Source organism: Lysinibacillus sp. FN11 (genome assembly GCF_024628845.1).
Lineage (GTDB): Bacteria > Bacillota > Bacilli > Bacillales_A > Planococcaceae > Lysinibacillus > Lysinibacillus capsici.
Genome location: NZ_CP102383.1, coordinates 1,902,798 through 1,927,374 on the forward strand (window position 1 = coordinate 1,902,798; position 24,577 = coordinate 1,927,374).

At 33.8% G+C, this 24,577-nt stretch carries 23 protein-coding genes and 4 pseudogenes; 11 read left to right on the forward strand and 16 right to left on the reverse strand.

Annotated features, from left to right (window positions below; all coding sequences use genetic code 11):
- Positions 1 to 438, forward strand: coding sequence for a dUTP diphosphatase (gene dut / locus NP781_RS10175; RefSeq protein ID WP_257522178.1), 438 nt, complete (start codon positions 1 to 3; stop codon positions 436 to 438).
- Between the two features lie 141 nt (positions 439 to 579).
- A complete protein-coding gene (locus tag NP781_RS10180) occupies positions 580 to 1,428 on the forward strand; it encodes a copper amine oxidase N-terminal domain-containing protein (protein WP_257522179.1) in 849 nt (282 codons plus the stop codon).
- Between the two features lie 87 nt (positions 1,429 to 1,515).
- Here NP781_RS10180 and NP781_RS10185 read toward each other — a convergent pair whose 3' ends face one another.
- Positions 1,516 to 2,007 (reverse strand): PaaI family thioesterase, encoded by a 492-nt coding sequence (locus NP781_RS10185; protein WP_257522180.1) that lies wholly within the window; start codon positions 2,005 to 2,007, stop codon positions 1,516 to 1,518.
- 283 nt (positions 2,008 to 2,290) lie between these two features.
- On the opposite strand from NP781_RS10185, the gene NP781_RS10190 reads away from it, so the two are divergent.
- A complete protein-coding gene (locus NP781_RS10190; RefSeq protein ID WP_257522181.1) occupies positions 2,291 to 2,887 on the forward strand; it encodes a hypothetical protein in 597 nt (198 codons plus the stop codon).
- A 124-nt stretch (positions 2,888 to 3,011) separates the two neighbouring features.
- Here the strand turns inward: NP781_RS10190 and NP781_RS10195 are convergent, their stop codons facing one another.
- Positions 3,012 to 3,386, reverse strand: a complete 375-nt coding sequence (locus NP781_RS10195) for a hypothetical protein (protein WP_257522182.1) — start codon at positions 3,384 to 3,386, stop codon at positions 3,012 to 3,014.
- A 191-nt stretch (positions 3,387 to 3,577) separates the two neighbouring features.
- On the opposite strand from NP781_RS10195, the gene NP781_RS10200 reads away from it, so the two are divergent.
- From NP781_RS10200 to NP781_RS10215, 4 genes are all read left to right on the forward strand, one after another.
- Positions 3,578 to 4,075, forward strand: a complete 498-nt coding sequence (locus tag NP781_RS10200; protein ID WP_221681853.1) for a DinB family protein — start codon at positions 3,578 to 3,580, stop codon at positions 4,073 to 4,075.
- Positions 4,076 to 4,119: 44 nt separating this feature from the next.
- Positions 4,120 to 4,674: a GNAT family N-acetyltransferase gene (locus NP781_RS10205; protein WP_257522183.1), complete on the forward strand. Its 555-nt coding sequence runs from the start codon at positions 4,120 to 4,122 to the stop codon at positions 4,672 to 4,674.
- A gap of 13 nt (positions 4,675 to 4,687) precedes the next feature.
- On the forward strand, positions 4,688 to 5,449 hold the full coding sequence (locus tag NP781_RS10210) for a glycosyltransferase (RefSeq protein ID WP_257522184.1): 762 nt from the start codon (positions 4,688 to 4,690) through the stop codon (positions 5,447 to 5,449).
- Positions 5,450 to 5,642: 193 nt separating this feature from the next.
- Positions 5,643 to 6,587 (forward strand): serine hydrolase domain-containing protein, encoded by a 945-nt coding sequence (locus tag NP781_RS10215; protein ID WP_225340227.1) that lies wholly within the window; start codon positions 5,643 to 5,645, stop codon positions 6,585 to 6,587.
- Positions 6,588 to 6,659: 72 nt separating this feature from the next.
- Here the strand turns inward: NP781_RS10215 and NP781_RS10220 are convergent.
- Positions 6,660 to 7,801 (reverse strand): IS3 family transposase gene (locus tag NP781_RS10220; RefSeq protein WP_257521392.1). Its coding sequence is split into 2 segments (ribosomal slippage): positions 6,660 to 7,528 and positions 7,528 to 7,801, totalling 1,143 coding nucleotides; the frame shifts between segments, so codons are not numbered across the junction.
- Between the two features lie 402 nt (positions 7,802 to 8,203).
- Between NP781_RS10220 and NP781_RS10225 the strand changes: the two genes are divergently transcribed.
- Together NP781_RS10225 and NP781_RS10230 are read left to right on the forward strand one after the other, a co-directional pair.
- Entirely contained in the window at positions 8,204 to 8,770 is a 567-nt protein-coding gene (locus NP781_RS10225) for a TetR/AcrR family transcriptional regulator (RefSeq protein WP_048392738.1), read from the forward strand.
- 57 nt (positions 8,771 to 8,827) lie between these two features.
- Positions 8,828 to 10,683: pseudogene (locus NP781_RS10230) on the forward strand (alpha/beta fold hydrolase).
- A gap of 786 nt (positions 10,684 to 11,469) precedes the next feature.
- On the opposite strand, the pseudogene NP781_RS10235 reads toward NP781_RS10230, so the two are convergent.
- From NP781_RS10235 to NP781_RS10270, 8 genes and pseudogenes are all read right to left on the reverse strand, one after another.
- Positions 11,470 to 11,866, reverse strand: a pseudogene (locus NP781_RS10235) (HAD-IC family P-type ATPase); the annotation flags it as partial.
- Positions 11,867 to 11,938: 72 nt separating this feature from the next.
- Complete coding sequence (locus NP781_RS10240; protein WP_257522185.1) at positions 11,939 to 12,406, reverse strand: hypothetical protein; 468 nt, start codon at positions 12,404 to 12,406, stop codon at positions 11,939 to 11,941.
- Positions 12,407 to 12,409: 3 nt separating this feature from the next.
- The gene (locus NP781_RS10245; RefSeq protein WP_257522186.1) at positions 12,410 to 12,784 is read right to left on the reverse strand and encodes a DUF1878 domain-containing protein; all 375 of its coding nucleotides are present in this window, start codon (positions 12,782 to 12,784) and stop codon (positions 12,410 to 12,412) included.
- A 150-nt stretch (positions 12,785 to 12,934) separates the two neighbouring features.
- A pseudogene (locus tag NP781_RS10250) lies at positions 12,935 to 13,282 on the reverse strand (tyrosine-type recombinase/integrase); the annotation flags it as partial.
- Between the two features lie 411 nt (positions 13,283 to 13,693).
- Positions 13,694 to 14,665, reverse strand: coding sequence for an alpha/beta hydrolase (locus tag NP781_RS10255; protein WP_257522187.1), 972 nt, complete (start codon positions 14,663 to 14,665; stop codon positions 13,694 to 13,696).
- Between the two features lie 331 nt (positions 14,666 to 14,996).
- A pseudogene (locus NP781_RS10260) lies at positions 14,997 to 16,165 on the reverse strand (MFS transporter).
- A gap of 92 nt (positions 16,166 to 16,257) precedes the next feature.
- Positions 16,258 to 16,986 (reverse strand): DUF4405 domain-containing protein, encoded by a 729-nt coding sequence (locus NP781_RS10265; protein ID WP_257522188.1) that lies wholly within the window; start codon positions 16,984 to 16,986, stop codon positions 16,258 to 16,260.
- A gap of 71 nt (positions 16,987 to 17,057) precedes the next feature.
- Complete coding sequence (locus NP781_RS10270) at positions 17,058 to 17,807, reverse strand: cytochrome P460 family protein (protein ID WP_257522189.1); 750 nt, start codon at positions 17,805 to 17,807, stop codon at positions 17,058 to 17,060.
- A 308-nt stretch (positions 17,808 to 18,115) separates the two neighbouring features.
- Between NP781_RS10270 and NP781_RS10275 the strand changes: the two genes are divergently transcribed.
- Positions 18,116 to 19,012 (forward strand): LysR family transcriptional regulator, encoded by an 897-nt coding sequence (locus NP781_RS10275; protein WP_257522190.1) that lies wholly within the window; start codon positions 18,116 to 18,118, stop codon positions 19,010 to 19,012.
- A gap of 479 nt (positions 19,013 to 19,491) precedes the next feature.
- Here the strand turns inward: NP781_RS10275 and NP781_RS10280 are convergent, their stop codons facing one another.
- The 4 genes from NP781_RS10280 to NP781_RS10295 form a co-directional block, all read right to left on the reverse strand.
- Positions 19,492 to 20,073: a GNAT family N-acetyltransferase gene (locus tag NP781_RS10280; RefSeq protein ID WP_257522191.1), complete on the reverse strand. Its 582-nt coding sequence runs from the start codon at positions 20,071 to 20,073 to the stop codon at positions 19,492 to 19,494.
- Between the two features lie 261 nt (positions 20,074 to 20,334).
- Positions 20,335 to 20,619: a CD3324 family protein gene (locus NP781_RS10285; RefSeq protein ID WP_257522192.1), complete on the reverse strand. Its 285-nt coding sequence runs from the start codon at positions 20,617 to 20,619 to the stop codon at positions 20,335 to 20,337.
- A 215-nt stretch (positions 20,620 to 20,834) separates the two neighbouring features.
- Positions 20,835 to 21,038, reverse strand: a complete 204-nt coding sequence (locus tag NP781_RS10290; RefSeq protein WP_257522193.1) for an NUDIX hydrolase — start codon at positions 21,036 to 21,038, stop codon at positions 20,835 to 20,837.
- 263 nt (positions 21,039 to 21,301) lie between these two features.
- Positions 21,302 to 22,069, reverse strand: coding sequence for an HAD family hydrolase (locus NP781_RS10295; protein WP_257522194.1), 768 nt, complete (start codon positions 22,067 to 22,069; stop codon positions 21,302 to 21,304).
- A gap of 88 nt (positions 22,070 to 22,157) precedes the next feature.
- On the opposite strand from NP781_RS10295, the gene NP781_RS10300 reads away from it, so the two are divergent.
- Positions 22,158 to 22,820: a Crp/Fnr family transcriptional regulator gene (locus tag NP781_RS10300; protein ID WP_257522195.1), complete on the forward strand. Its 663-nt coding sequence runs from the start codon at positions 22,158 to 22,160 to the stop codon at positions 22,818 to 22,820.
- 406 nt (positions 22,821 to 23,226) lie between these two features.
- Here the strand turns inward: NP781_RS10300 and NP781_RS10305 are convergent, their stop codons facing one another.
- Complete coding sequence (locus tag NP781_RS10305; RefSeq protein ID WP_257522196.1) at positions 23,227 to 24,549, reverse strand: M1 family metallopeptidase; 1,323 nt, start codon at positions 24,547 to 24,549, stop codon at positions 23,227 to 23,229.
- Positions 24,550 to 24,577 lie beyond the last annotated feature (28 nt).

Genomic DNA, 24,577 nt, shown 5'->3' on the forward strand with positions numbered 1-24,577 from the left:
ATGAATCTAGAAGTAAAAATTAAAAAAGTTCACGCTGATGCCATGCTACCGATACAAGCCAACCCTGGGGATGCAGGCATGGATCTCTATTCCATAGAAGCAGTAGAAATCCCAGCAGGCGTAGCCAAACTCATTAAGACAGGTATACAGATTGAATTACCTAAGGGAACGGAAGCCCAAATTCGACCAAGAAGTGGACTAGCATTAAAGCATAGTGTAACCGTACTGAATAGCCCAGGCACTATAGATGAAGGCTATAGAGGCGAAATCGGTGTTATTTTAATCAACCATGGTCAAGAACCATTTATCGTAGAAAAATCAATGCGCATTGCTCAAATGGTTATTCAGCTTGTTCCTTCTATTCAATTAGTGGAAGTAGATGAATTATCTCAAACGGTCCGAGGCGCATCTGGATTTGGTGCAAGTGGTACGAAATAGCGTACCTATATATAAACCTCATAAAGTTTACTTAAAAATCCTGCGAAAATGCAGGATTTTTTTCTCCTTCATAATAGCAGAAGGAAATAATAGGGTTCATATGGAATGAAGTATTGATAGCGAATTAAAGGAGCTAATAAAATGAGAAAAACATGTTCAGGTATTTTCCTTATGTTGATTGTCCTTCTTACTTCTATCACAACTGCTGCAGCAGCTAGCAGTCAACTAAAAGTGGACGGTATGATAGTACAAACGGATGTGAAACCCGAAATAAAAAACAATCGAACAATGGTACCTTTACGCGTGATTAGTGAAAATTTAGGGGCTAAGGTGCATTGGTCGGATGGCAAAGTGACACTGACCAAAAGTGAGATGAGAGTCAGTTTAAAGTTGAACAGTAATAAAGCCGAAATAAATGGAAAAACGGTAATATTGGATGCGAAGCTATACCTAAAGAATGGACGCACCATTGTACCATTACGTTTTCTAGCAGAAACTCTTGGCTGTAAAGTTCATTACGATCATTTAACGATCTCAATCGATACAGAGCCATTGATGATTAAGGGGGTGAAAGTGAAAGCATTCCTTCATGAATACCACATGACAATGGGCGGAGTAGTCGAGCAAATCAATGGCAATGCCTATATGGAAGAAATGCACCGTATATTTACTAAAAATATGGGCACGAAGATAAAACAGCCTGACGACTATACATGGTCTGTCCATAGCACCGTAATTGGGGGCTATTATAAAATGGGCCAATATGATTTCCTGAACATGAAAGGTAGTAGCATAGCACGTTATGATCTCTATTCGTTGGTGCAATCTTCAGATAAACCTTTGACTGGACAGCCAGACGTGTTGATTTATGATGCAACTGTTGACCAATGGTATGAGTTTAACAAAACAGCAAGTGACTCTATTTATTCGTTAATGGAAACTGCGACGAGAAATGGCTTTGTGACAGTTATTAGTAATACAGTTCCATGATGATGAATCCATTAAAAACGCAGTAGAAGAGCACATCTATGAATAAGATGTGCTCTTCTTTATTTTATATAGTGAGGATAAAAAGTGCTATTCATTTTTATTTAGAAAAGTACTAGGCATGACTACAAGAACTACTGTTCCACGAGCACAAAGCGTATCCTGCGCATAAACCTCAGTTTCTACTTTCCATTTTTTCGGGTGAATTTCTTCAACAGTGCCAATTGCCTTTAATGGAACATGTTGGGGTGTTGGCTTTAGGAAATCTACATGAAGATTAGCCGTTACAAATCGAGGTGGCTCCGCTCCATCACCAATTTCATGTCCATTTTTACGATGCAAGGCAAGCGCTGCCGACCCTGTTCCATGGCAATCAATTAATGAAGCAATTAAACCACCATAGATAAATCCTGGAATACCCATATATTTTGATTCAGGTGTATAGATTGTAATCGTCTTTTCACCATGCCACCCTGTGCGAAGATGATGACCATCATCATTCAAACGGCCACACCCATAACACCAAGCGATATCATCTGGATAAATATCTTGAATTGCTTTTTCTACTTTTAATTCTTCCATTTTTCTCTCCCCAATACTCTAGTATTATATGTTTCTAATCGAACGTTAATCATTTAAGTATAATTAATCATTGCCATTCCATCAATAAAAATCTAAATATTCCATCTATTTAAACTATGCAAGAAAGCACTACCATACACAGCTTTTTAAAATTTCCACCCTATGTAAAACGCTGGCATGGTGCAATAAATGAAAGATGGTATACTAAACTATAAATAGAAAAATGTAACGGATTACTACGTTCTTTTACCGTGCTGAAGTAGGAATTAAAGGAGTCAAAGGGATGTCATTAGAAAAGATAATCGATTGTATTTGCAAGGAAGCAACCAATAAAGACAGAAAAAAATTAGAAGAATTACTAGAGCAATTGTATGATTATGAAAGTACTAAAATACTTGATATTTACCCTTATCAGATACAAAGTAATGAAAAATATAGTCAAATAGAAGTATTTTTCGATAAATTGGAGATGGTCGATTTCCAACAAAAAACTGAGGATTATCATACGTATCAAAAAAGTCTGGAAAAATTTGAGAGATTTTTTGAATTGATGTGGTTAAAATCATCTGAGTTTTATGCATTTTATTATTTACCGGATCCTTTATATAAAGATCAATTGTATTATAATGTCTACAAGAATGAATGGAATAAAATTATACTTAAAGATCGTACAGAAGGAATTTTATTAAACATTGATGAATACACAATGTTAATTTCACTAATAAAATTAGCTGTTTCGGACCATCTCCATTTACATTTTATTTTACCTGAGGAGAATATTGTATTTAGTGGGAATGGCTTAGCCTTTTTAATTTACAGCCAACATAATCTTGAGTTATTAGAAAAGGTTGCTAATACGGAGGGGCTCTATATCCGTTGAAAAAGTGAGAGAACATTCCCAGCAACATGAAGCTAGATAATATGAAACATGCCCTAAAAAAATAGCAACAATCTATGTTTCCGTACAGATCGTTGCTACTATTATTTAAAAATCATTTATTTTGCTATCGATAATTTATGGCCTCTTTAAATTCATCGGTAGCTAGGATATTGTAAAACATATTTCTACTGTTTACGTTTGCTATTGTCCCTGTGACTGTATTGTCTATCCATAGGTAGTATTCATCATCGTTTAGTTTGATCTTATACTGCGGAGCAATTTCGTTATCGACCTCACCGAATTCTCTAGCTTTTTTAAATGTTTTTTCTATAATTTGAATATCTTTCGCATCGGAGATTTGTTGTAAAGTATCGGGTTGCACTTCATCAAAATTAATTAATTCTTGAATTTCTATCACCTTTGCTGCTTCTTTCTGATTGTTACAAGCAACTAACGTTAAAGAACAAATCATTAACAACAAAATTGTTTTTATTTTCACCTTATCTTCACCCCTTTTTGTTCAATCTAGTATATTCCCTCATGAACATTTCTTCAAACTGTAAAACCCTCAAAGTATTTACATATTCTAACAGTCTAAAAAGGTTTAACCATAGCATAAAAACTTATCTGAGAGCTTTCCCCTTGAATGGAATTTATAGTATGCTGATTAAAAGGGAGGAGAGGGATTTTATGCTTAAACAATTGATTGTTGGAGATACAACACAAGAATTGGCTTCTACTCGTCGCATACTGGAACGCTTGCCCGACGAGCATTTGACATGGAGGCCACATGAGAAATCCATGACACTAGGAGGTCTGGCCACTCACCTAATCAATCTGCTAAACTGGCAAATGGCTATTTTACAGTACTCAGACTTTGATCTTTCGACCGTTCCGTTGCGACGAGAGGCAATAGAAAAGCGAGATGACATTCTCGATGAGTTCGATGCAAACGTAAGAAAAGTGGAAATGTTGCTTACTGAATGTGATGAGAAGAAGCTCGGAGAGGAATGGACGCTACGTCACGGTGACCATATTATTCGCCAGGAGCCTCGAGCTATTGCGTTCCGCACCTTCGGATTAAGCCACATGGTCCATCATCGAGCGCAGCTTGGGGTATACTTGCGACTTCTCGATATTCCAGTACCAGGCATCTACGGCCCCTCTGCAGACGAAGAAGGCGAGTAAACTACTTCCATGAATCGCTATTTAGAAAGGTATGAGGTGTTCGATTGAATAAGATAATGACGAAAACAGAACGATTAATTATTCGATTAATGGAAGAGGAAGATTACTCTTCTTGGCTTACGCAATATGAAAATCGTTTACCTTCCCAGCATAAATACGATGAAGGTAAATTAGATATGAGTATCTGTACGAAAGAATGGTTTCGTGATTTAGTTACTAAGCATCATCAGATGGCTGAGGATGATAAGGTGTATGTATTTGGCGTATTTAGAAAAACAGATAATACGCATATTGGTTTTGTAGACTTCTCAACCATTATGAGGGAAGAATTTCAATGGGCTAGGTTCGGGTATACCATTCATAACCATTTTTGGAGAAAAGGTTATGGTAAAGAGGCTGTAAAAGCAGCGATTGATCTAGCTTTTGAAAAATTAAATTATCATCGAATAGAAGCTCATATAAACCTCGACAATACGGCATCTATTAAATTAGCAGAAAATGTTGGAATGCTTTATGAATGCACGAGGAAAGGATTCATATACGAGGACAACAAGTGGACTGATCAGCTGGTTTATTTTATAAATGCAGAAGACATTTAAAAGGGGGAGCTGTATGTACGACATGGAGAACTCTTTAGAAGTGCAAAAGAAAGAGGATATAAAAATTTCAATTGTCATACCAGCCCATAATGAAGAAAAATACATTGGAAAATGCTTAGAATCTATTTTAAAGGCTTCCAAATCCTTTGAAAATCAAGTAGAGATTATTGTTGTTTTAAATCGCTGTACAGATAGAACAGAGGAAATTGCAAAATTGTATAATTGTATCCTACTAAAAAATAGCGATAAGAACCTTTCGAAGATTAGGAACGCTGGCGTTGATATAGCAAGAGGGGAAATCATCGTCACAATTGATGCCGATACACAGATGAACGAACATGTGTTATCGAAGGCAGTGGAGAACTTAATCACGGGTAAGTACATTGGCGGGGGCGTTACAGGAAAGTTTGAAAGAATGTCCTTAGGAATTTTTGTTTCAGCTTTGTTATTAATCGGACCACTATTTTTAAAATATGGTGCAATTTCTGTAGGCATCTTTTGGTGCTACAAAAAAGATTTTCAAGTAATTAATGGATTTAATGAAAATATGCTCATGGCAGAAGATGCCGATTTTGCTAAACGATTAAAAGATTGGGGAAAAAAGAACGGAAAAAAATACGGAACAATTCAAAATGGAATGATCACTTCAAGCAGAAAATTTGATAAGCATGGAGACTGGGTTTTACTTAAACGTCCTAAAATGATCCTAGCATACCTTAAAGGTACAGATCAGAAACATGCGAATGAAGCATATTATGAAAATGAAGATAGATAAAAAGAAACCGTAACGTTAATCGAACAAGGATTAACGTTTTTTTGTTATCACACTAGCTGGAAAAAAGAAAAGAATTGAATAATTTTTTATAATAAATTATTCTTTATTACATCAATATTGATGATTCATTTTAGCGAAAGGATAGGGATTGATATAGCTGACGTCAATGTGTCAAACCCTAACAATCAGAATGATGAATAACTTTGAAGATTTAATAGAAAAAGAGTATTCCAATATAGCAGGCATCGCTATTAGAAAAGATAATCATTTAATTTACGAAAAATATTTTGATGGGTACACCCCAGATGATGCTTTGCATATAGCATCTGTCACTAAAAGTATCATCTCCATTCTTATTGGAATGGCAATTGATAAAGGATATATGAAAAATATAGAACAGCATGTGTTAGATTTTTTTCCAAATTATACAGTGAAACGTGGCGAAAAAACCATTCAAAACATCACCATAGCAAATTTGTTGTCAATGACTGCACCCTATAAATACAAGTCAGAGCCTTATACGAAAGTATATTCAAGTGATGACTGGGTAAAAGCTGCATTGGATTTGCTAGGGGGCAAAGGTAGTATTGGGGTGTTTAACTATTCTACCGTTGGCACACATATTTTATCAGGTGTTCTTACAACTGCCACTGGTCAATCTGTTCTTGATTTCGCTACAGAAAACTTGTTTAAACCTCTTGCAATCAAAGCTCCCACAAATACAACTATACAAAATAAAGAAGACTATTTCGCTTTTCTGAAGGATAAATATGTCACTGGCTGGATAGTAGATCCTAAGGAAGTAAATACCGCTGGTTGGGGACTTACGTTAACAACCCGGGATATGGCCAAAATAGGTCAGCTCTATTTAAATGGGGGTGTATGGAACGGTCGCCAAATACTTTCTTCTCAATGGATAGAGGACAGCACTAAAGTACAAAGTCGATCAGGAAAGCTGACCTATGGTTATTTGTGGTGGATACTTGATGATTGCTATGCAGCTTTGGGGGATGGTGGAAATGTAATATTCATAAATCCTCAAAAGAAGATGGTCATTTCGATTGCTTCGCGCTTTATGCCACGTGCCAAGGACCGTGTTGAATTGATTAGAAAACATATGATGCCATTGTTTGAATAACAGCTAAGGATAATAAAAACTCCATTTTGATCGGCACTGACTGTCGTTTTTGAGACAGTAAGAAAACACCTTTTAAACAGCCAGTTGCCGGTATTTAACGGGCGACTGGTTGTTTAGTTTCGTTTGAATACGGATATTGTTATAATAAGTAATATAATCTTCGACGATTTGTTTTACACATGCATTCGTTGTGCTGTGTATGCCGTCAAGGTAGAACGTTTCTGACTTTAGCGAGGAGTGAAACGTTTCGATTGGGGAATTATCTGCGGGCGTGCCTTTACGAGACATGCTCATGGTAATTCCTTTTTCTTTTACTGCTTTTTGATAGTCATACGATGTATATACAGAGCCTTGATCACTATGCAAGGTAACCCTTTCTGGAAGATGGTGGAGTTGATGAAGCGTATCTAAGACAAAGTTCGTATCTTGAACAGGACCAATTGTATACGCAATAATTTCACCGTTAAACAAATCCATAATGCTTGAAAGATACAACACAGATTGTCCAAAAGGCAAGTAAGTAATATCTGTTACGAGCTTCTGTAAGGGCTGGTCTGCGTGAAAATCTCGAGCCAATTTATTATCAGCTATTTGTGCGGGCTGCCCTGTACGTTTTCGTTTCTTCACTTTTACACGACATGACCAATTATATTTTTGCATCACACGTTGGATTGTCTTTTCGCTAATACCTGAGAAAAACGTAGCGATTTTGCGATAACCATAACGAAATTGATGGGCTGCACAAACTTTTCCGATTGCTTGATCACGCAACTCTTTTTTAGAGATTTTCCCCAGTTCTTTTTTCCAACGATAATAGGTAGCGCGTGAAACCCCTAGGAATTCACAAATTGTCTGAATAGGCATCTGTCCCTTCAATTCTTCAACAGCCTCTACAAGTACTTGTCCAACCACTTCCTTTCCAATTCTTCGTACTTTTTTAGCACTTCAATTTGTTGTTTTAAATAACGATTTTCAGCTTGTAAACGAGCTTCTTCTGATGCATGTTCAGGCCCTTTTCCATAAGCGTACTGTTTCCCCACAGGTTGGTGTAATCGATGTATTTCTCCCTTGCGATACCACCACATCCATGTTTTCAATTGTGTTTTATTTTTAATCTTTAATTCTTCTAATACCTGTTTGACCGGGATTCCTGCTAATCTCATTTCAATTGCTTTCATTTTTATTTCTATTGGATAGCTTACTCTTGTTCCCATAGAAAAAACACCTCCGTTGATTGTTTGGTATGCTTATACCCGTTTTTCAACGAAAGGTGTTTTTATTTGTCTCACTTTTCTAGGTCAGTTCGGATCAGCATCAATCAAAATGGAGTTTTTATATTGAATGAAGGGTATGAATGAATCAATTTTACAAATCATCTTTAAAGGGCATAAAAGCATCTCCTTTATTGACTACAAAAATAATACAAGTGAAAAATTGCAAGCCATCCAAAACAGTTTTGGGGTTCTGTTCAACTTTGTTCAAAATGAGATTAATTTTTAGCAGTATAACCAATTAAGGTATAGCTTTTTTGATCAATTTTTTTATTAAACTAACAATAATACTTGCAACACCCATTTTAGTACTGTATAGTTCTAATTATGACAAAAGTAAAATTAATGAATCAAAAACGTGTGATTGAAGTAGCTGCAACATTATTTTTAGAAAAAGGATTTGCTTATACAAGCATGGATGAATTAGTTCGTGTAAGTAAAGTTTCAAAGTCTAATGTGTATTATCACTTCTCTAATAAGGAAGAATTGTTGGAAGGGGTCGTTGATTATTGGATTGAAATGTATCAATCTGCAATAGATGACTTACTATCTCAAAACCAATTATTAGTTGAAGATCGTATCAAATTGTTTTTAAAGCAAATATCACAAGGAGTTCAGACGAGAGAATATAAGGGGAGCTGTCCATTTATTACGCTTTATATTCAAAGTCCTACAAATGCCACAAAAGTAAAAGAAAAAATAGGTCTTTTTTTTAAAGGCTTACAAACGAAAGTTTCTCTATTCCTTAAACAAGGGGTAGAGAATGGTGAATTTAGAAAGACAATAAATATTGACGAGGTTGCATCTCTTTTTATTACAAATCTTGAAGGAGCGCTATTTATTTCAGAAACACTGGAGGATGCAACTGTAATCATGAAAACAGCAGATCATTTGTTTAACTTGCTTCGATAAAAGAAGCATTTTTTTACATCAAATTAGTACTAAGTAGTACTACAAGGAGGATTTTTTATGAGAACCGTATTTTTAACTGGTGGAACAGGTTTTATTGGAAAGCAATTAGTCGAGGAATTAGCCAAAGAGCACGTTACAATTCTTCTATTAGTGAGATCGAAAAGTAAAGCAACACGCATTTTTCAGGAAAGAGGCATCTTAAAAGAGGCAAATATGCACTTTATTGAAGGTGATTTAACGAAAATAGACTTAGGTCTGAGTGTTGAAGATAAGGAGAGGGTATTGAAAACGGATGTGATGATTCACGCAGGAGGCCCTATGGATATTCAAGCGACAAGTAAAGAGGCCGCTTCCGTCTTTTTAAATGGCGCCAAACATATTAGTGAATTAGCTAAAAGTATTCACCAATTAAAGGGCTTGCAGCAATTTATTCATGTTGTAGGCTATATGAGTCCATTTGATGATAAAAATAGCAAGGTTGCGATAGATGTATTTAAAGAAGGAAACAAATTTTTAAAAATAAAAAATCCATATGAGAGAACAAAGTTTTTAGCAGATCTATATATCCGTCAGCAGGCATCAGCAGTAGGTTATCCGCTGTCTGTCATTAATCCGCCAACTGTGGTCGGTAGTAGTAAAACAGGGAGTACAGAGCAGATAGCAGGATTAGGTTTGCTTGTGACAAGTATGCGAAGAGGGCTCATGCCAGTGATTCCTGGAGGTAAGGGATATAGGTTGCCACTGATTTCAAACGATGAGATTGCGAAGTTTATTGTGCAGGTTTTCAAATTGGAGCAGCCAGCTATTCAAACATATACACTTGTTGAAGACAAAGAGAACGATCCGAACATTGCTGAATTATTAAGTGTCATGTCGGAAAGTATGAATATGCGGGCACCAAAAATCTCTGTTCCAATGCCGCTTATGAAAACAATAATGAAAAGTGGAGTAAGTAAAATAACAAACATTCCTTCTGATGGACTGAATTTTATGACAAAACGAACATTTTCAAATGGTTCGGTGAAAAACATGATGGGGGGAGATTGGTTTAAGAAGACGAGTGTCATGAACTTTTTCCCTGCCGTAGTAGCTGATCTGGATTATCGATTGATGTATCAAAATGGTGAGCTTCATCATTTATTTGAGCGAACATTATGCGATAACAATACCCTTTACCAATTACAAGGAGAGGGGAAACCGTTTATTTTATTACATGGTTTATTGAGTGATGGAGAGGATTTATTTCCTTTAGGAAAAGAGCTTCATGAAAAAACAGGTCGTCCTGTATGGATCATAGACCTTCCTGGTTTGGGACGTTCTCCTTTTAAACGAGAGAAAAATCTTTTAAATATCTATTTGAATGTAGTAAAAAAGTTATTGGAGAAAGCTACTAACGGTGCCCATCTAATTGGCCATTCATTTGGTGCGTATATTCTTTTGGAAGCATTAGTACAAAAGTACATAGATAAGAAGTATACAATTACTTTACTTCAGCCACCTGTTGCCAAAAAAAATGCTCAATCAATAAATGTTCCTCAATTTATAAACAAATGGACATTGAAATTGGCAACTACTAATTTAATAGAGCGTTATTTATTAAATAATGGTTTATTTGAAAATACGGAGAGCATCCCTGAACACTATATTCAAAAAATAGGTAAAAGTTTTACTTCTCCTAGAATTTTAAACACTACTGTTCAGCTTAACAGTTTACTATCGAAAAACATTCAAGGTGATTTCAATGAAGTAACAAAGTATAATCTTCACATTATTTGGGGGATTCTGATAGAGGCTACTCTGCTCCTAAGCATCTGGGTAAGGTTGATTTTGTTCCATATGGTCATCATTTTCCTCTTAACCATCCGAGTGAAACGGCTAATTTGGTCATAAAAAATAGTAATACTAGCAGATGAGCGTGTGGGATTAATAAAAAGCATGTAGTAAGATCGTTGTGTCTTTGAAATAAAGTTGCCTTGTGAAGAAATATTCTTAAACTCCCATGAAAGAACGTTTTTTTAGAAAATGAACTTGCAAATGAAGATGAGATCTTTCTTCGGTAAAAACTAATATTTAGTATCCTTTGATATTACAGTCGAAAAAGTATACACCTAGCCAGTTGTCGAAATTTATTTGACGACTGGTTATTTTAAAAACTAAAAAGTCCAAAACTAAAGGTTTAAAAATGAAGGAAAATTATTTTATTTTTAAGGAAAGCAGAAAGAATTTTGAAGCTAGAAAGGTAAATTTTTGGTGTCCAAAACCTATGTGACCTTTTACATTCATTTTGTCTCACTATTATTAGTATACTTTTCAATGAAACACAACTTCCTATAATTTATATTATGTAAACTAAAATTATTTGGCTTGAGGGAGGGCTTGAATCCGCCAACACCTGTACATGGACATCCAAGTTTATACTTTAAAGACACCAAAGTTTATACTTTACTTCGATGTCAAAATTGTTTAAACTTTGGTGTCTTATGTGATTTCTCAATTTGATATTCAATATCATATTAAAAAGAGGCTGGGACATAACTCATTTTATTGAGAAAAAGCAAAAAATGAATGTTATTTTTGTGATTTATTAAAGTATATGTGTTCTAATAACGCAAAAAAATGTTAGACCAAACTTGTAAATGGTCTAACATTTTTTCTTTTGTCCCAGCCTCTTTTTAATCTTTGTTGGTTATTAGATTTTAAACAACTTTAATGATAATTGAAAAGATAATGTTTTGTTTAATAATCATTAAAATGCTTTTTTACTTAATTTTATCGTATGTGGTAATTTATCAAGTTTATCGGCCATTAATACTATATCTGTAGTTTCCATGGCTGTATCAGTACCTGCACCACCCATTGCAATGCCCAAATTTGAAGTTGCAAGAGCTGGGGCATCACTCCCACCATAGCAACTGTGTAGCCTTCATTTTGGAGCTTTTGAATGGCATCAACTTTATCTTACGGTAATAAATTGGCAATGTAACGGCCAACATTTGCTTCAGCGGCAATCATTTTATCAGCACCATCATTATCACCAGTTAATATTACGGTTTGATTAACACCTTGTTGCTTCAGTAAATTTAAGGTAGAAAAACTATGCTGTTCCCTAAGTCGTATTAATTCTTTCCTCATTTTATCCTCCAATTTTATTAAGGGAATTTATGGTTTTTAAGTTTCTTGTCGCAACTTTTCCATTAGCGATTTTAGACCTGTTGATACCGTGTCAATTGAGTCCAGAACAGCATATTGAGGTTCTCCCTCTAGTTTTTGATTGTTATCTCCATATACTCTAATTTCTTTTTCAACTTCTCTCATCTTCTCAATTAACTCATTATTTTTTAAGGGTAATGAATGAATAACTTCCCCTATAGTTGTTTCCAATTCTTTGTATCTTTTTTTAACACTAGTTGTCCTATTGTCGGTTGCTACGTCTCTAATTGACCTTTTAATTTGCTCTAATTTCTTATTAACCTCAGTAAATATCTCAACTTTTTTGTAGTTTTGTATTACCTCAAGAGTTTTATTCGCTTCGTTTGCATGTTTTCTTGCTTTTAACCATGCAATTACTGCAACTATTCCTGATATGACACCAATGATATCTGCTACATTTCCTAACCCAGAAAAAAAGTTCCCCATGAATTAATATCCCTTTTTAATATGTTGATATTTTGGTAACACTCTATATAGCTCATCAAATACTTCTTCCCATCGGTCATTTTCCCAGAAAGCTCTTGTTAATGATTCAACAAAATGATAATTTCCTTTATGTTGAAAAACTATGTCATACATCTCATCCTCAAATACACTATGACTAACTTTTTCTCCGTTCCCAATCTTCTCTCTATACTTATCCATTAAATCCATGATGTAAGTATACTGTTGTTTAGTTATGTTGTATTCGTACAAAATTCTGTCTACAGAAGTATTTGAAAAAAGTAATTCTTGTCGAAAATTAAGGAATTCTATTGATTGTTCTAGCTCTTCAATTTTTTGAATCATCATTTCAATATCCAATGTAAATCCTCCTTTTTTATATACCATTAACAATACATCAAATTACCTATAAAGGAAACATTTTATAAAAATATTATATATTTCTAACAAACTAATTCGCCTTTAAATGATGGTGTTAGACGGGGAAAAGTGCAAAGTACTAGATAATATTAGATGTTCTATTTCTAATTCTGAGAGAAATTTAGGAATCCTTTTACCTAATTTAGGCTCTTTTAATTTAGCTGCAGGATTTTTTAGAGTATAACCTTCTTCATGTGACCATCTAAATAATGATTTAACACAACGAATCCTATGTCCTAAACTAGAAGGCTTTAAGTGGTCTCCTGATCGTATTAAATATTCTTTTAATCTATCTGTATTAAATTCGTTCATATCAATATCACCAAAAAATCGTAATAATAGATTGTATTGAAAACAATATGTTTTTAATGTAAGCGATGAATATCCCTCGATTTTTTTATCCTGTTGATACCTTTTCCATGCTTCCGATAATAACATGTGTCTTTCACTCTCCCACCTATAAATCTATTAATTCTAAATTCTATTATGTTCAATGAAAGATTTTTTCATACAAGGATATTCAACAACCTACAAAATAGTGATAGTTTTGAACTCTAATTAATCTAAAAGGCACTTTCCATGTTTCCAGGAAAGCGCCCGATTGTTGAACAACGTTATCCCAGCTTGAAATTTATGAACTGATTTCAAAAGTGATGCAATCTAAGCCTAAAACAAGAATTGTTTATTTGGAATGATTAATCCTTGCGATTACTAAAGCCCATAATCATCGAGATTATGGGCTTCTTTGGCAATTAAATTAAACAATGAAATTTAAACAGAGCTTGTCTTTATTGAGAGTTATTGTTATTGTATTTAATTTTCTGTCTTATGGGACAGTCTTTTAAACAATTATTTAAGATTTTTCGAAAAAAACTCTGTAATTTCAACAAACGGTATAATTTCAGTCTTGTCATACAAGTCAGTATGAGATGCATCAGGAATAATCATGAGCTCTTTATTATCACCCTTCAATTCTTTAAATGCATCTTGACTAAAATAACAAGAATGTGCTTTTTCACCATGGACCATTAAAACGGCATTACGAATTTCGTTACTGTATTGTAAAATTGGCATATTCATAAATGATAATGATGAGGTAATATTCCATCCATCATTTGAATTTAATGATCTTTTGTGATACCCGCGATCTGTTTTATAGTAATCATAATAATCTTTTACGAAATATGGTGCATCTTCTGGAAGTGGATCAATGACTCCCCCGGCTCTTGCGTAATCTCCATTTTTATAATCGACAATTCTTTGTGCATTTAAGCTTTTTCGTGCTTCAAACCGCGCGTCCTCGTCCATTGCGTTAAAATATCCTTCTGCATTCACACGAGACATATCATACATTGTAGAAGTGACTGTAGCTTTGATTCTTGTATCAATAGCTGCAGCATTTAAAGCCATTCCACCCCAGCCACAGATTCCAATAATCCCAATTTTTTCAGAATCAACAATATCCTGAGTAGATAAAAAGTCTACCGCGGCTTGGAAATCTTCTGTATTGATATCGGGTGATGCGACATAACGAGGTTTCCCTCCACTCTCACCAGTAAATGACGGATCAAAGGCAATTGTTAAAAATCCTCTTTCTGCCATTGTTTGAGCATATAGTCCAGATGATTGCTCTTTTACTGCCCCAAATGGTCCGCATACAGCAATTGCTGGAAGATACCCTTCATTGTTTTTTGGCTCATATAAATCAGCAACCAATGTTATTCCATAACGGTTATGAAAAGTTACCTTACGATGATTTACTTCCTCACTTTTTTGGAAAACTTTATCCCACTCCTGTGTAACATTTAAATCTTTTTCCATAGTTTATCTCCTTTGGTCTATTTGACATTTATTTTTGAGTACATAACCCTTTCAGTGCAGATAAAGGTGAATTTGGCATAAGCCTGGCATTTAAGAAAATAATTTTCCATACGTTTCTTTTGCTGCACTAACAAGTTCCTCATTGTCTTTCGGATTCACAACATCTATTACCTTGTAGATTGCTTGAGTGAGTTCTTTTAACTTGTCCTCCCTTCGGGCCCCCATTTTGCTACTTTAGAAAAATTACTTTAGATTACAGGGAGTTCTGTATAAGAAATTGGAACGAATTCAGTAATTTATGAAATGTTAAAGATTGTTGAATGTGAAAATCTTATCTAGTGAGTTGTTTTGTAGGTGTATATTTGTTGTTTCTTAATAAAATAAATACCAAACTTAATACCAACGATAATAATCCCACTAATACTACGTATCGTGTACCTATTTGTGAAATAAATATTCCACCTACAGCTGTACCAATGGTAGTTCCTAAATTAACGGATGATAAAAATAATCCGTTTGCAAAATCTGGAGCTTCTGGAGCTGCAGAGGTAATCCAATATTGATTAATATTTGCTCCTACACCAGCTAAAATTCCCCAAACTAAAGTTATGATGGCCATAGGCACAGTAAACTGTCCGGTGAAGAATAAAATGATGTAAACGACTCCCAATGCAAATGGAAAAGAAACTACAGTTTTGATAGCATCTTTTGTAAGTAACTTACCAGCTAAAATGTTTCCAATAATATTTGCCCCCCAAAAAGGACTAACATCAAACTAATTGATTTCCCAGAAATATTCGTAACGGTTTTGAGGTACTCAGCTAGATAACTATACACCCCGAAAATCGCTGAATTTAGTAAAATTACAGCAACAATTGCAAGCCATGTAACTTGTTTTTTTAATACCGATAATTGAGCACCGTAAGAAAGTCTTTCTTTAACAGGCATAGAAGGGAAATATACTAATGTAGCGATAAATACAATAGCATTTACTATAGCAAAAAATGCCATTGATATTTGAAACGAAACTGTACTAGCAAGGAAACTTGCGATCGGTACACCAAGTACCATCCCTGCAGAAACCCCGATAAAAACTTTTGAAACAGCTTTTGGAGCTTCCTCTTCACTAACCGAGTTTGCAGCCATTGTCAAAGCTGCTGTAAAATAGATTGGCTGAAATATCGCTGGAACCACACGGGCAATTATGGCGATGGTAAAGTTAGATGTAAATATAGAAACAATGTTACCTAGAACGAAAATACCAAGTACAAGTAACATTGCCTTCTTACGGTTTATCCCTGAAAATATTAACGGCATAGTTGGACCAGATATCGCAACAGCAAGGGCAAAAAGGCTTACTAACAATCCTGCTTTTGATACACTGACATGAAAGTGATCAGCAATGTAGGGTAATATTCCTATAACTCCCATTTCAGTATTTATGATGCCGAAAGCCCCTACGGTTAATATAAATATAAGTAACTTGTTTTGTGTTGACATAAAATATCCTTCTTTCAGAAAAGTGTCATTTTCTAGTTGCTTTAAGATGATTTAATTAGGGAAGTGTTAAGATTTCAAAACTTAACACTTCCCTACTCCAGAACTCGTTTATTATCTATCGCTTTTAAACCTTTATTAGTTTTTTGAACAGCTCGTGTTCCCTGTCTCTGAATAAATTTCAACGAATAATGTGTTCCAGCGATATAGATTCCCATGATTGATAAGTGATTAATGATAAACTTTCCAGTAGAATCATCATTGAACCAACCAAATGGACTATATATGAATAGCTTATACCCCATATCTTCCTCGAAGGAGGAATGCACCCCGTAGGCTACAACGAATACGGCTATAAATCGTAATACAGTGGTACGAATAAGGCTTGTACTAGTAAACCCTGTCATCCTCCGTACTGAATTAATAATCATTCCCCATGAAAATCCTATGTGAACTGCCATGATGATGAATCCCCAATAAGCAGTCTGAACATGTATTTGCCTTAGCACCATGTCGTTATTAATAGGAATAAAGGGAAATAATTCACTTGAAATCAATACAGCACTCATTATCATCATAATCATAGTTACAAGAAATAGTAGGTTGATTCCGATTTGTAGAACACGCCGTATATTATATTTTCCCTTTAAAATCGTTTTATACCAACGTCGGTTTAGCAAGTTATGCACAATAAATAATACAAATACCACCACTCCAATTACTTCATGAATCATATTTCCGGTTATATAATAACCCATTCCTATCAGTATGAGCGCTGTCATAACAAGGTCATTTACTAACCTAATTAACATCTTACTATTCAATAAATGCACCTCTTTCCATTGTAGAAGAGACTTTCTATTTGAGAATGCAAATAGTTTAATAGCTACTAGAATTAGCTATTAAATTGCTGTAAATACATTCTCAAAAGAACTTCCTGAATTTTTTTAGCTTTCTTTGTATCTTTTATTAAATTAATTTCTTCTTTATTTACTTGGTTGGAATCAATTATATGGGCAGATAACTCACTAACATTCCAGTCTTTTGTAAGGTTATTCGCAATTTGGCTTTCTGTACTGCTGCTTTTTGATTGTGCAAGTTCTTCTAAATCAAACTCTTTCATTTGATCCATCGAATTTATATATTGATCCCTTTCCTGATTTGCATGACAGGACATGCAACGACCAATATTATCTTTAGCCACTTCTCTGTCAGGTGTAAAATGTTGATATTCCCATTCTCCGTTGCGTTCCTCCGGTGAGTAATGTGAACCCCATCCTTTACGCTTTTCCATTACTAAATATTGATCAATCTCTCCATCCTTATAACCTACAAGAGTAATAACGGTGCCGCTCGGAAGCTCTTCTCCGTTCTGTGCTGCTTCAATCGCTTCCTTACTATTTACATAGATGTCTTCATGAATATCTCCTCGATCGTAAGTGGCAAATATAATTCCCTCTTCAAGATTTTCGGGGAATTTAACAAGGTTAGCCCCTGATCCAATCTCAGCGTATTCCCCTGACTCAGCTACAGAGGAATTTTCTTGCTGGTTGGAATTAACATTTGTACTGGTATTATTGTTATTGCAAGCTGAAAGGATAAACATTAGCAATAAAATCATTAATTGATATAATCGTATTTTCAAACCCTACTCCCCCTCTAAGTTTCATTTATCGTTTTATTTTTCATCTATATTTGAGCTTCTAATAATTATTTCTTATCCTGTTTTGTAGTTATATCTCTTTACTTGCATATAAATGAGCATTTTTGTGGTTGCTTCCCCTAAATCACTAGACGCTCCTGCAATATTAATTACTTCATCCTTAAAATTTTATATACCACCTTCCTTTATTTATCTTTTCTTCTCAAGAACATCATAAAATGATAATATTCTAATATCAAATACCTATATTAAATATCCAAGTATACATAATAGGCATAGGAGGTTTCATTGTGGAAATACGATTATTACGTTACTTTATAGCTGTTGCGAATCATCAAAGTATCTCAGCAGCAGCAAAATATTTACATATATCACAACCCACATTATCAAGGCAGTTAAGTGACTTAGAGGCTGAATTAGGGACACCCTTATTTATCAGAGGAAACCGAAGGATTTCCTTAACCACAGAAGGTATGTTTCTATTAACAAAAGCGAAGGAAATCGTGAAATTAGTTGATAAGACAGAAGCAAATTTTAATCAACCAACAGAAATGATCAGTGGAGAAATATACATTGGTAGTGGAGAAACGGAGGCAATACGCTTAATTGCTGAAGCACTAAAAGACTTAATACAAAAACATCCAGACGTTCAATTCCACTTATACAGCGGTAATGCAGATGATATTGCTGAGAAATTAGACAGTGGTTTATTAGACTTTGGAATTGTAATTGAACCAACTGATAAGCAAAAATATGATTTCTTGCAGTTACCTGCCACAGATACTTGGGGTGTCCTAATGCGAAAGGATAGCAACTTAGCTAAAAAAGAATTTATTCAACCAGGGGATTTAATCGAGAAACCTTTAATAATTTCACGTCAAACAACGGTGGATAACGAAATGACAGGTTGGTTTGGGCAAGATGTTAATAGTTTAAATATTGTTGGAACTTACAACTTACTTTATAATGCTACACTTATGGTCGAAGAAAATCTTGGATATGCCTTATGCTTGGATAAGCTGATAAATACATCTGGAAACAGTAACCTCTGTTTTAAGCCCTTAAATCCTAAATTACAAGCAAATTTAAACATCATTTGGAAAAAGCACCAAGTGTTCTCCCTTGCAGCGAGTAAATTTATAGAGCAAATTCGGGATAACATTGAAATATACAACCGAACCGAATAAATTTAATGGTTAATTTGCATTTCTGAGTGTCGCGATGCTCTATCTAATAAGATTATAGGAAAAATTGATAAGTGCTTATAAAGTTTTATGAATTCTACCAACCCATTAGTAACTTTTACTAAAACTTTCGGGGAGTATATTATATACAAGGAAAGTGCTCGATTAAAGAAGATAATGATATGCTGCTGAACAGTAGAAACAAAATAACCTAAGCACTATAGAAATAAGTTTAAAATTAATATGTGTTTAATTTACTCAACAATCTGGCCCTTTTCATGAAGAAAAGCACAATTCTTGCTGCAGAATTGCGCCCGATTGTTGAAGATCGTTATTGAACTAAAGCACCCGTTAGTTTAAGTACATTTATTCACATTTAAATGATTTACTAAGAACATTTCGTCCACTTATTACTGGAATGTTGCTTGGTTAGTAAGTAAACGTCTACATTATTGTTGAAACACTTTCACTAGTTGAATCTTTCAAATAGCCTTAGTGATTTTTTTCCCTTTCCAATCCTCTTTGTTAAGAGTGTAATGATAATGAATTTGGTCTTCAATTTCAATTTCTCCATTAAAACGAAATCCACATTTTTGAATAACTTTATTTGAGCTTAAATTGTGAGGTAGAACAACTGTATTAAGTAGCTCTACATCTGTATTCTCAAACAAATATTTTATCAATCCTTTTACTGCTGTTGTTGTGTAACCACGACAACTGTATTGCTTTGAAATTGCATAAACGACTTCTCGGTTTGGTTCACTTAGCTCTTCTTTAATACCTGTATTGCAGAAACCAATAAATTCTCCAGTTTCCTTCAATATTATTCCCAACTTCAAATAATTAGCACCACTAATATTAGGTACAGCTAACAAAAACTTTTTATTGTCTGGTATTTCATAATTCGTGACCCAGTTTAATCGTTGTTCTTTTGTTGAACGCCAATCTGGCAGAAAATTATAAACTTCAGGTTGTGAAGTAAGCTCATAAATAGCATCAGCATCTTCAATTCTAAATTCTCTCAGTAATATGTCACCACAATCTATTGTAAATAAATTGTTCATATCTATCCTCCTATTCCTTTGCTAATATACATTTTGCAAAAAAAACATTCCTTAAGTAACAATGTCTGTCCAATACATACTTCCACTTCAGTTCATTAATCTAGATAAACTACGTCTGGGTCTCAAAAATCAATTAGCTGGTTTCTCTTACCTTTTATAAGGTTGTTTAGATTATATCTGACTTACATTACTTAAAAAAACCTCAAACTTATTTCATAAAAGAAAATAAGCCAATGCAGGATAAAACTGCATTGGCTTATTTTAAAAATTTATTCTTTTTCTTTTTTCTTTTAATACAATTCTTTGAATACTTTTTGATGACAAATAATATTTTTCACACAAAGAAGCTATATTCAACCCCGATAGATAATCATTATATATATTAGAATTTCTTAGATCCAATTCTCCTCTGGTTGCAGTACTGGACCCCCAACTTTTTTTACTATCTTTTCTTCGTGGGATATAAATATATTCACCATCAACATATTTCTGTATTAACTCCACCAACTCAGTTGGAAGTATATGCTTTGCTTTTTTATAGCTCATTTTTGCACTCCTAATTTTAGTATTTCTTTTAGGAAGAGCAAAGGCTACTTTTAATTATTTTATTATGCAAGAGCCTTTGCTATGCAAAAATAGTACTCCTTCTCATACACTCATTCCTCCTTGCAATTTTAGATTTAATACAATTCCGCTTTACATCTAATACATATTATACCATATCTATTTTTGATTATAAGAATCCAATACCTTAATCTGCTTCAAAGTTCTCTGATTGCACAATCCTTTCCCGTTTCATTCTTTTCTCTTTGTCCTGCTGGCAATTCCCATTGCTTTCTCCAAGTGTTATAACCTAAAAGATATTTGTCTTCGCACTTGATTACTGCATATGAGCCAGCTAATCGTAGATAATCATGTATTTTATCTTCTCTTACAATAAGAAAATCAAAACCATTGTTCTTCATGATTTTCCATTAATCTCCTCCTAGTTATTGAAACATTACTTATTCAACTAAACTGCACCGTTAGTTGAATAAGAAAAAAAGAGCTGCCTACTCAACTCAATAATCTTCAAGAAAAGCGTCCGTTTGCTGAATATCAAGTCAGTGATTAATCTTTTTTTTAAGCTATTAAAGGCAATTATCCCTTTCCAATAAAATATATCCTAGTTACCTCGAAGTTTTTGGCTAACTGTATTTACTAAGTTTAAACCTTATTTAAAGCATTATTAATTTCTAATAAGTATAGATGTATCTGTATCTCTTTCATCTAAATAATAATTTCCAATTAATGCTCGAATTTTCCCTGCTACATCTGCTCGTTCAATGTTTTCTTTAGCATAATGTTTCACGTCATTATTGCCTACGCATACACTATGTATTGCATGCTCAAACAAGCATTGATCGTTACTATCGTTTCCAAAAGCAATAAACTGTTGAATATCCAACATATGAAGTCCTCTAACTTTATTAATACCTAGAGGACTAATATCGATGGCATGCTCGTTTTTATAGTGTGTCACTGTTACAGGAATTACATGAAGGGCTTTTAATACTTCCTCATTCGGTTGGAATAAAACTAATTTGCAAACTGGCAGTAATTGTTCCAATGGAATGTTCGTTGAATTAGTTTTATCGATATTTTGATAAATAGGATGTGCAACATTACCTGAAAAGGCGTAATTCCACTGACCATCTGCTAAAAATTCTAATTGATGTAGATGAATGAGTTCAATGAGTTTGTCTAATATTTGTTGTTCGAAATGTATCACTTGAATATGCCCATGATCGTAAGTAAATGTACCATTTCCTCCAACTAATAGACCTTTATGAAAGCTTTTAGGTATAACAGGTAATAAATCACGTATCGGCCTAGCTGAGGCAAAAATCACTTGATGTCCTGCAGACTTTAATTCTTGAAGTGCATCAATTATTTCTTTATCAATACTCTTGCCATTAAAACAAAGTGTTCCATCTAAATCGAATACAAAGTTCATTTGAATCCCTACCTCTTTATTAATTGACTATAACTATATTAAAATAAACAAAAACAAAGAATAAAGGACAGATGTCCCGGAGGGAAAAATGAGTCAAAATCTATTTCAATCTATATATGATTACACTTTATCAAAAGAACTAATATCGTCCATATTTGTACGTACTTTTCAACCTAATGAAAATATTTTAAAAGCAGGGGACAAGATAGATGGATTATATTTTTTACTTTCTGGTAGATATATGGTATCTAGCTTAGAAGTGACTGGAAAAGAATTACTACTACGCTACTGTCAACAACCAGCGATTATGGGCGATATCGAAATCTTTGCAGATTGCTTAGTTGCATCAAATTGTATTGCTACAGAACCATGTGAAGTATTATTTATTCCTATAGAAGTGTATGAAACAAATTTAAAATTTGATAGTAAATTTAATCAACTATTGTTGAAAGAGCTAGCCTATAAGCTTTTAACTTGCACCATTTCATCAAAAGTAAATGCACTCTCATCAGTAAGCATACGTCTAGCTGCTTATTTATGCTCGGTTGAATCCCCTTCACATGTAAATCAATATATAAAAACAAATTCTTTAGATGATGTTGCCTCATTAATTGGTACTACAAAAAGACATCTAAATAGAATACTAAAGGAATGGAGAGAGAAAGGGATTATCAAACGAGAAGAGAATGAAATTCAAATTTTAGATTGGGACAAGATTAAAGAAATCTCAGAAAATGTACGATTTGAATAGTTTTAAATATCCAAAAATTTCATAAAACATCCTAATTTTAACAAAATATTTTTAACCGAGGTTAATTGCATTTCTCTAATTAGTTTGTTCAACTAAACTGCACCGTTAGTTAAAGTGAGAAACTTCACAATCTATTACTCTATAATTCAACAATAATATCCAACTTTATTAAAAATGTTCCTCAACAATCTGGCCCGATTGTGGAATAAGAAAAGATCCCGCATATCAACACAGGATCTTTAATCAATATTTATTTTAAATAATCGAACTTTGTTATAAATGATCAATCTTTTTTATAAAACTACAGTCGCCTTTTTAATTCGTCTTTGCTTACTCTTACTTCCTACTTCCTACTTCCTACATTACTTCTAATGCTCCTATTGATTAAAAAATCAATTATTCATTTTTAATTTTCTAGCTGTAACCAACCCTCAAATAATGAATCATCTTTTAAATCAAAATAGTATCTTGTAAATCTCATAAACTCATTAGAATCTATCTCTTTATTTTTATAAAATTGATAATAAGTTTTTAAAAATTCTTCAGCTTCTTTTAACTCTCCATTTTCTTTAAATAATGCCCATAACATTATGGCGGATTTTCCGTAAACATATGAACTCATATTAGATTCATCGTATTGATCAAGAGGTAGATTTACTGGAAGTTCGCGTTCTGGGTCAATTCTGAACATCGAATTATAAGTTTCACTTTGTTTCAATTTCGCATACTTGAATAGACTAGTAGCAAATTCTGCGAAACCTTCATCTAACCAAGCATTATTATATGGATCATTACTAATTATCCCATAAAACCACTGATGAGCAATCTCATGAACTACCATACTTTTAAGTTGCTGAGAATTGCTTGGACCACTATTATAAATCGAATGAGCTGTTACAATTCCTGGATACTCCATACCCATTCCATCTATTACAATATCTAATTGTTTAAAAGGATAAGGCCCCATAATTTCTTCGAAATACTTTAATGCAATGGTAGCCTCGTCTACTATTTCTTGATATAGTTCTTCTTTTTTCGCCTCAAATCCAAATAATCTAATGGAAATGCCCTCATCTTTTTCTACTAGTAATGGATCTTTTAATATAGCAAGAAATATCTCCTTCACATTCTGAACTTCAAGTAAACCTTTGTTTGGACTTGGAAATACTTCTTGATCAAATGAAGAAACCAAGGTGTACTCTTTAGGAATGTCATACGTTAATTTGAAATTGCTAAATGCAGTATGATATGTCTCTCCTCTATCGCGGTACGCTTCCTTGTTCCATTTATGATTTCTATATGTGGCAAGCATTGGATAAAACTGAGCTAAATGATAATTACTATTACTTTTCGTGAATCTTAATCCTTTTTCAGGAATGGTTAGTTCATATGAAAAATTAACTTTAATTTCTTGATTAGGTTTCAACTTTTCCAGAAGCATTATGCTTAATGTATCTTTTTCTAGTGTGTAATTCACCTTTTTTCCTTCAATCGAAATGTTATGAAAATCAACTTTCGAGGGATGTTCCAGCTCAGATGACACACTTTTTGTAAACATATTAGGTATAAAGTAGAAAATTAATTGTTCCCAATCATCCGTAGATAGATTTTTGATCAATACAGTTGTTTCTAATTGGAACTTACCGTCATTTTCCATCCTCAGTGATATATCGTACTCGCTAAAATTTCCAGGAGTGATCCCTTCTGGTACGAACGCTTTTCTATTCATTTTGTTAGAAATCGTTGATTCGCTATTA

What these genes read in the sequence shown, in the direction of transcription:
- NP781_RS10190 (WP_257522181.1), top strand. Translation starts at nt 2,291, where the DNA reads ATGTCATTAGAAAAGATAATCGATTGTATTTGCAAGGAAGCAACCAAT.
- NP781_RS10255 (WP_257522187.1), bottom strand. Translation starts at nt 14,665, where the DNA reads ATGGAAAAAGATTTAAATGTTACACAGGAGTGGGATAAAGTTTTCCAA.
- NP781_RS10240 (WP_257522185.1), bottom strand. Translation starts at nt 12,406, where the DNA reads ATGGGGAACTTTTTTTCTGGGTTAGGAAATGTAGCAGATATCATTGGT.
- NP781_RS10300 (WP_257522195.1), top strand. Translation starts at nt 22,158, where the DNA reads ATGAGTCAAAATCTATTTCAATCTATATATGATTACACTTTATCAAAA.
- NP781_RS10180 (WP_257522179.1), top strand. Translation starts at nt 580, where the DNA reads ATGAGAAAAACATGTTCAGGTATTTTCCTTATGTTGATTGTCCTTCTT.
- NP781_RS10290 (WP_257522193.1), bottom strand. Translation starts at nt 21,038, where the DNA reads ATGAAGAACAATGGTTTTGATTTTCTTATTGTAAGAGAAGATAAAATA.
- NP781_RS10215 (WP_225340227.1), top strand. Translation starts at nt 5,643, where the DNA reads ATGAATAACTTTGAAGATTTAATAGAAAAAGAGTATTCCAATATAGCA.
- NP781_RS10305 (WP_257522196.1), bottom strand. Translation starts at nt 24,549, where the DNA reads ATGAATAGAAAAGCGTTCGTACCAGAAGGGATCACTCCTGGAAATTTT.
- NP781_RS10295 (WP_257522194.1), bottom strand. Translation starts at nt 22,069, where the DNA reads ATGAACTTTGTATTCGATTTAGATGGAACACTTTGTTTTAATGGCAAG.
- NP781_RS10280 (WP_257522191.1), bottom strand. Translation starts at nt 20,073, where the DNA reads ATGAACAATTTATTTACAATAGATTGTGGTGACATATTACTGAGAGAA.
- NP781_RS10185 (WP_257522180.1), bottom strand. Translation starts at nt 2,007, where the DNA reads ATGGAAGAATTAAAAGTAGAAAAAGCAATTCAAGATATTTATCCAGAT.
- dut (WP_257522178.1), top strand. Translation starts at nt 1, where the DNA reads ATGAATCTAGAAGTAAAAATTAAAAAAGTTCACGCTGATGCCATGCTA.
- NP781_RS10200 (WP_221681853.1), top strand. Translation starts at nt 3,578, where the DNA reads ATGCTTAAACAATTGATTGTTGGAGATACAACACAAGAATTGGCTTCT.
- NP781_RS10225 (WP_048392738.1), top strand. Translation starts at nt 8,204, where the DNA reads ATGAATCAAAAACGTGTGATTGAAGTAGCTGCAACATTATTTTTAGAA.
- NP781_RS10210 (WP_257522184.1), top strand. Translation starts at nt 4,688, where the DNA reads ATGTACGACATGGAGAACTCTTTAGAAGTGCAAAAGAAAGAGGATATA.
- NP781_RS10285 (WP_257522192.1), bottom strand. Translation starts at nt 20,619, where the DNA reads ATGAGCTATAAAAAAGCAAAGCATATACTTCCAACTGAGTTGGTGGAG.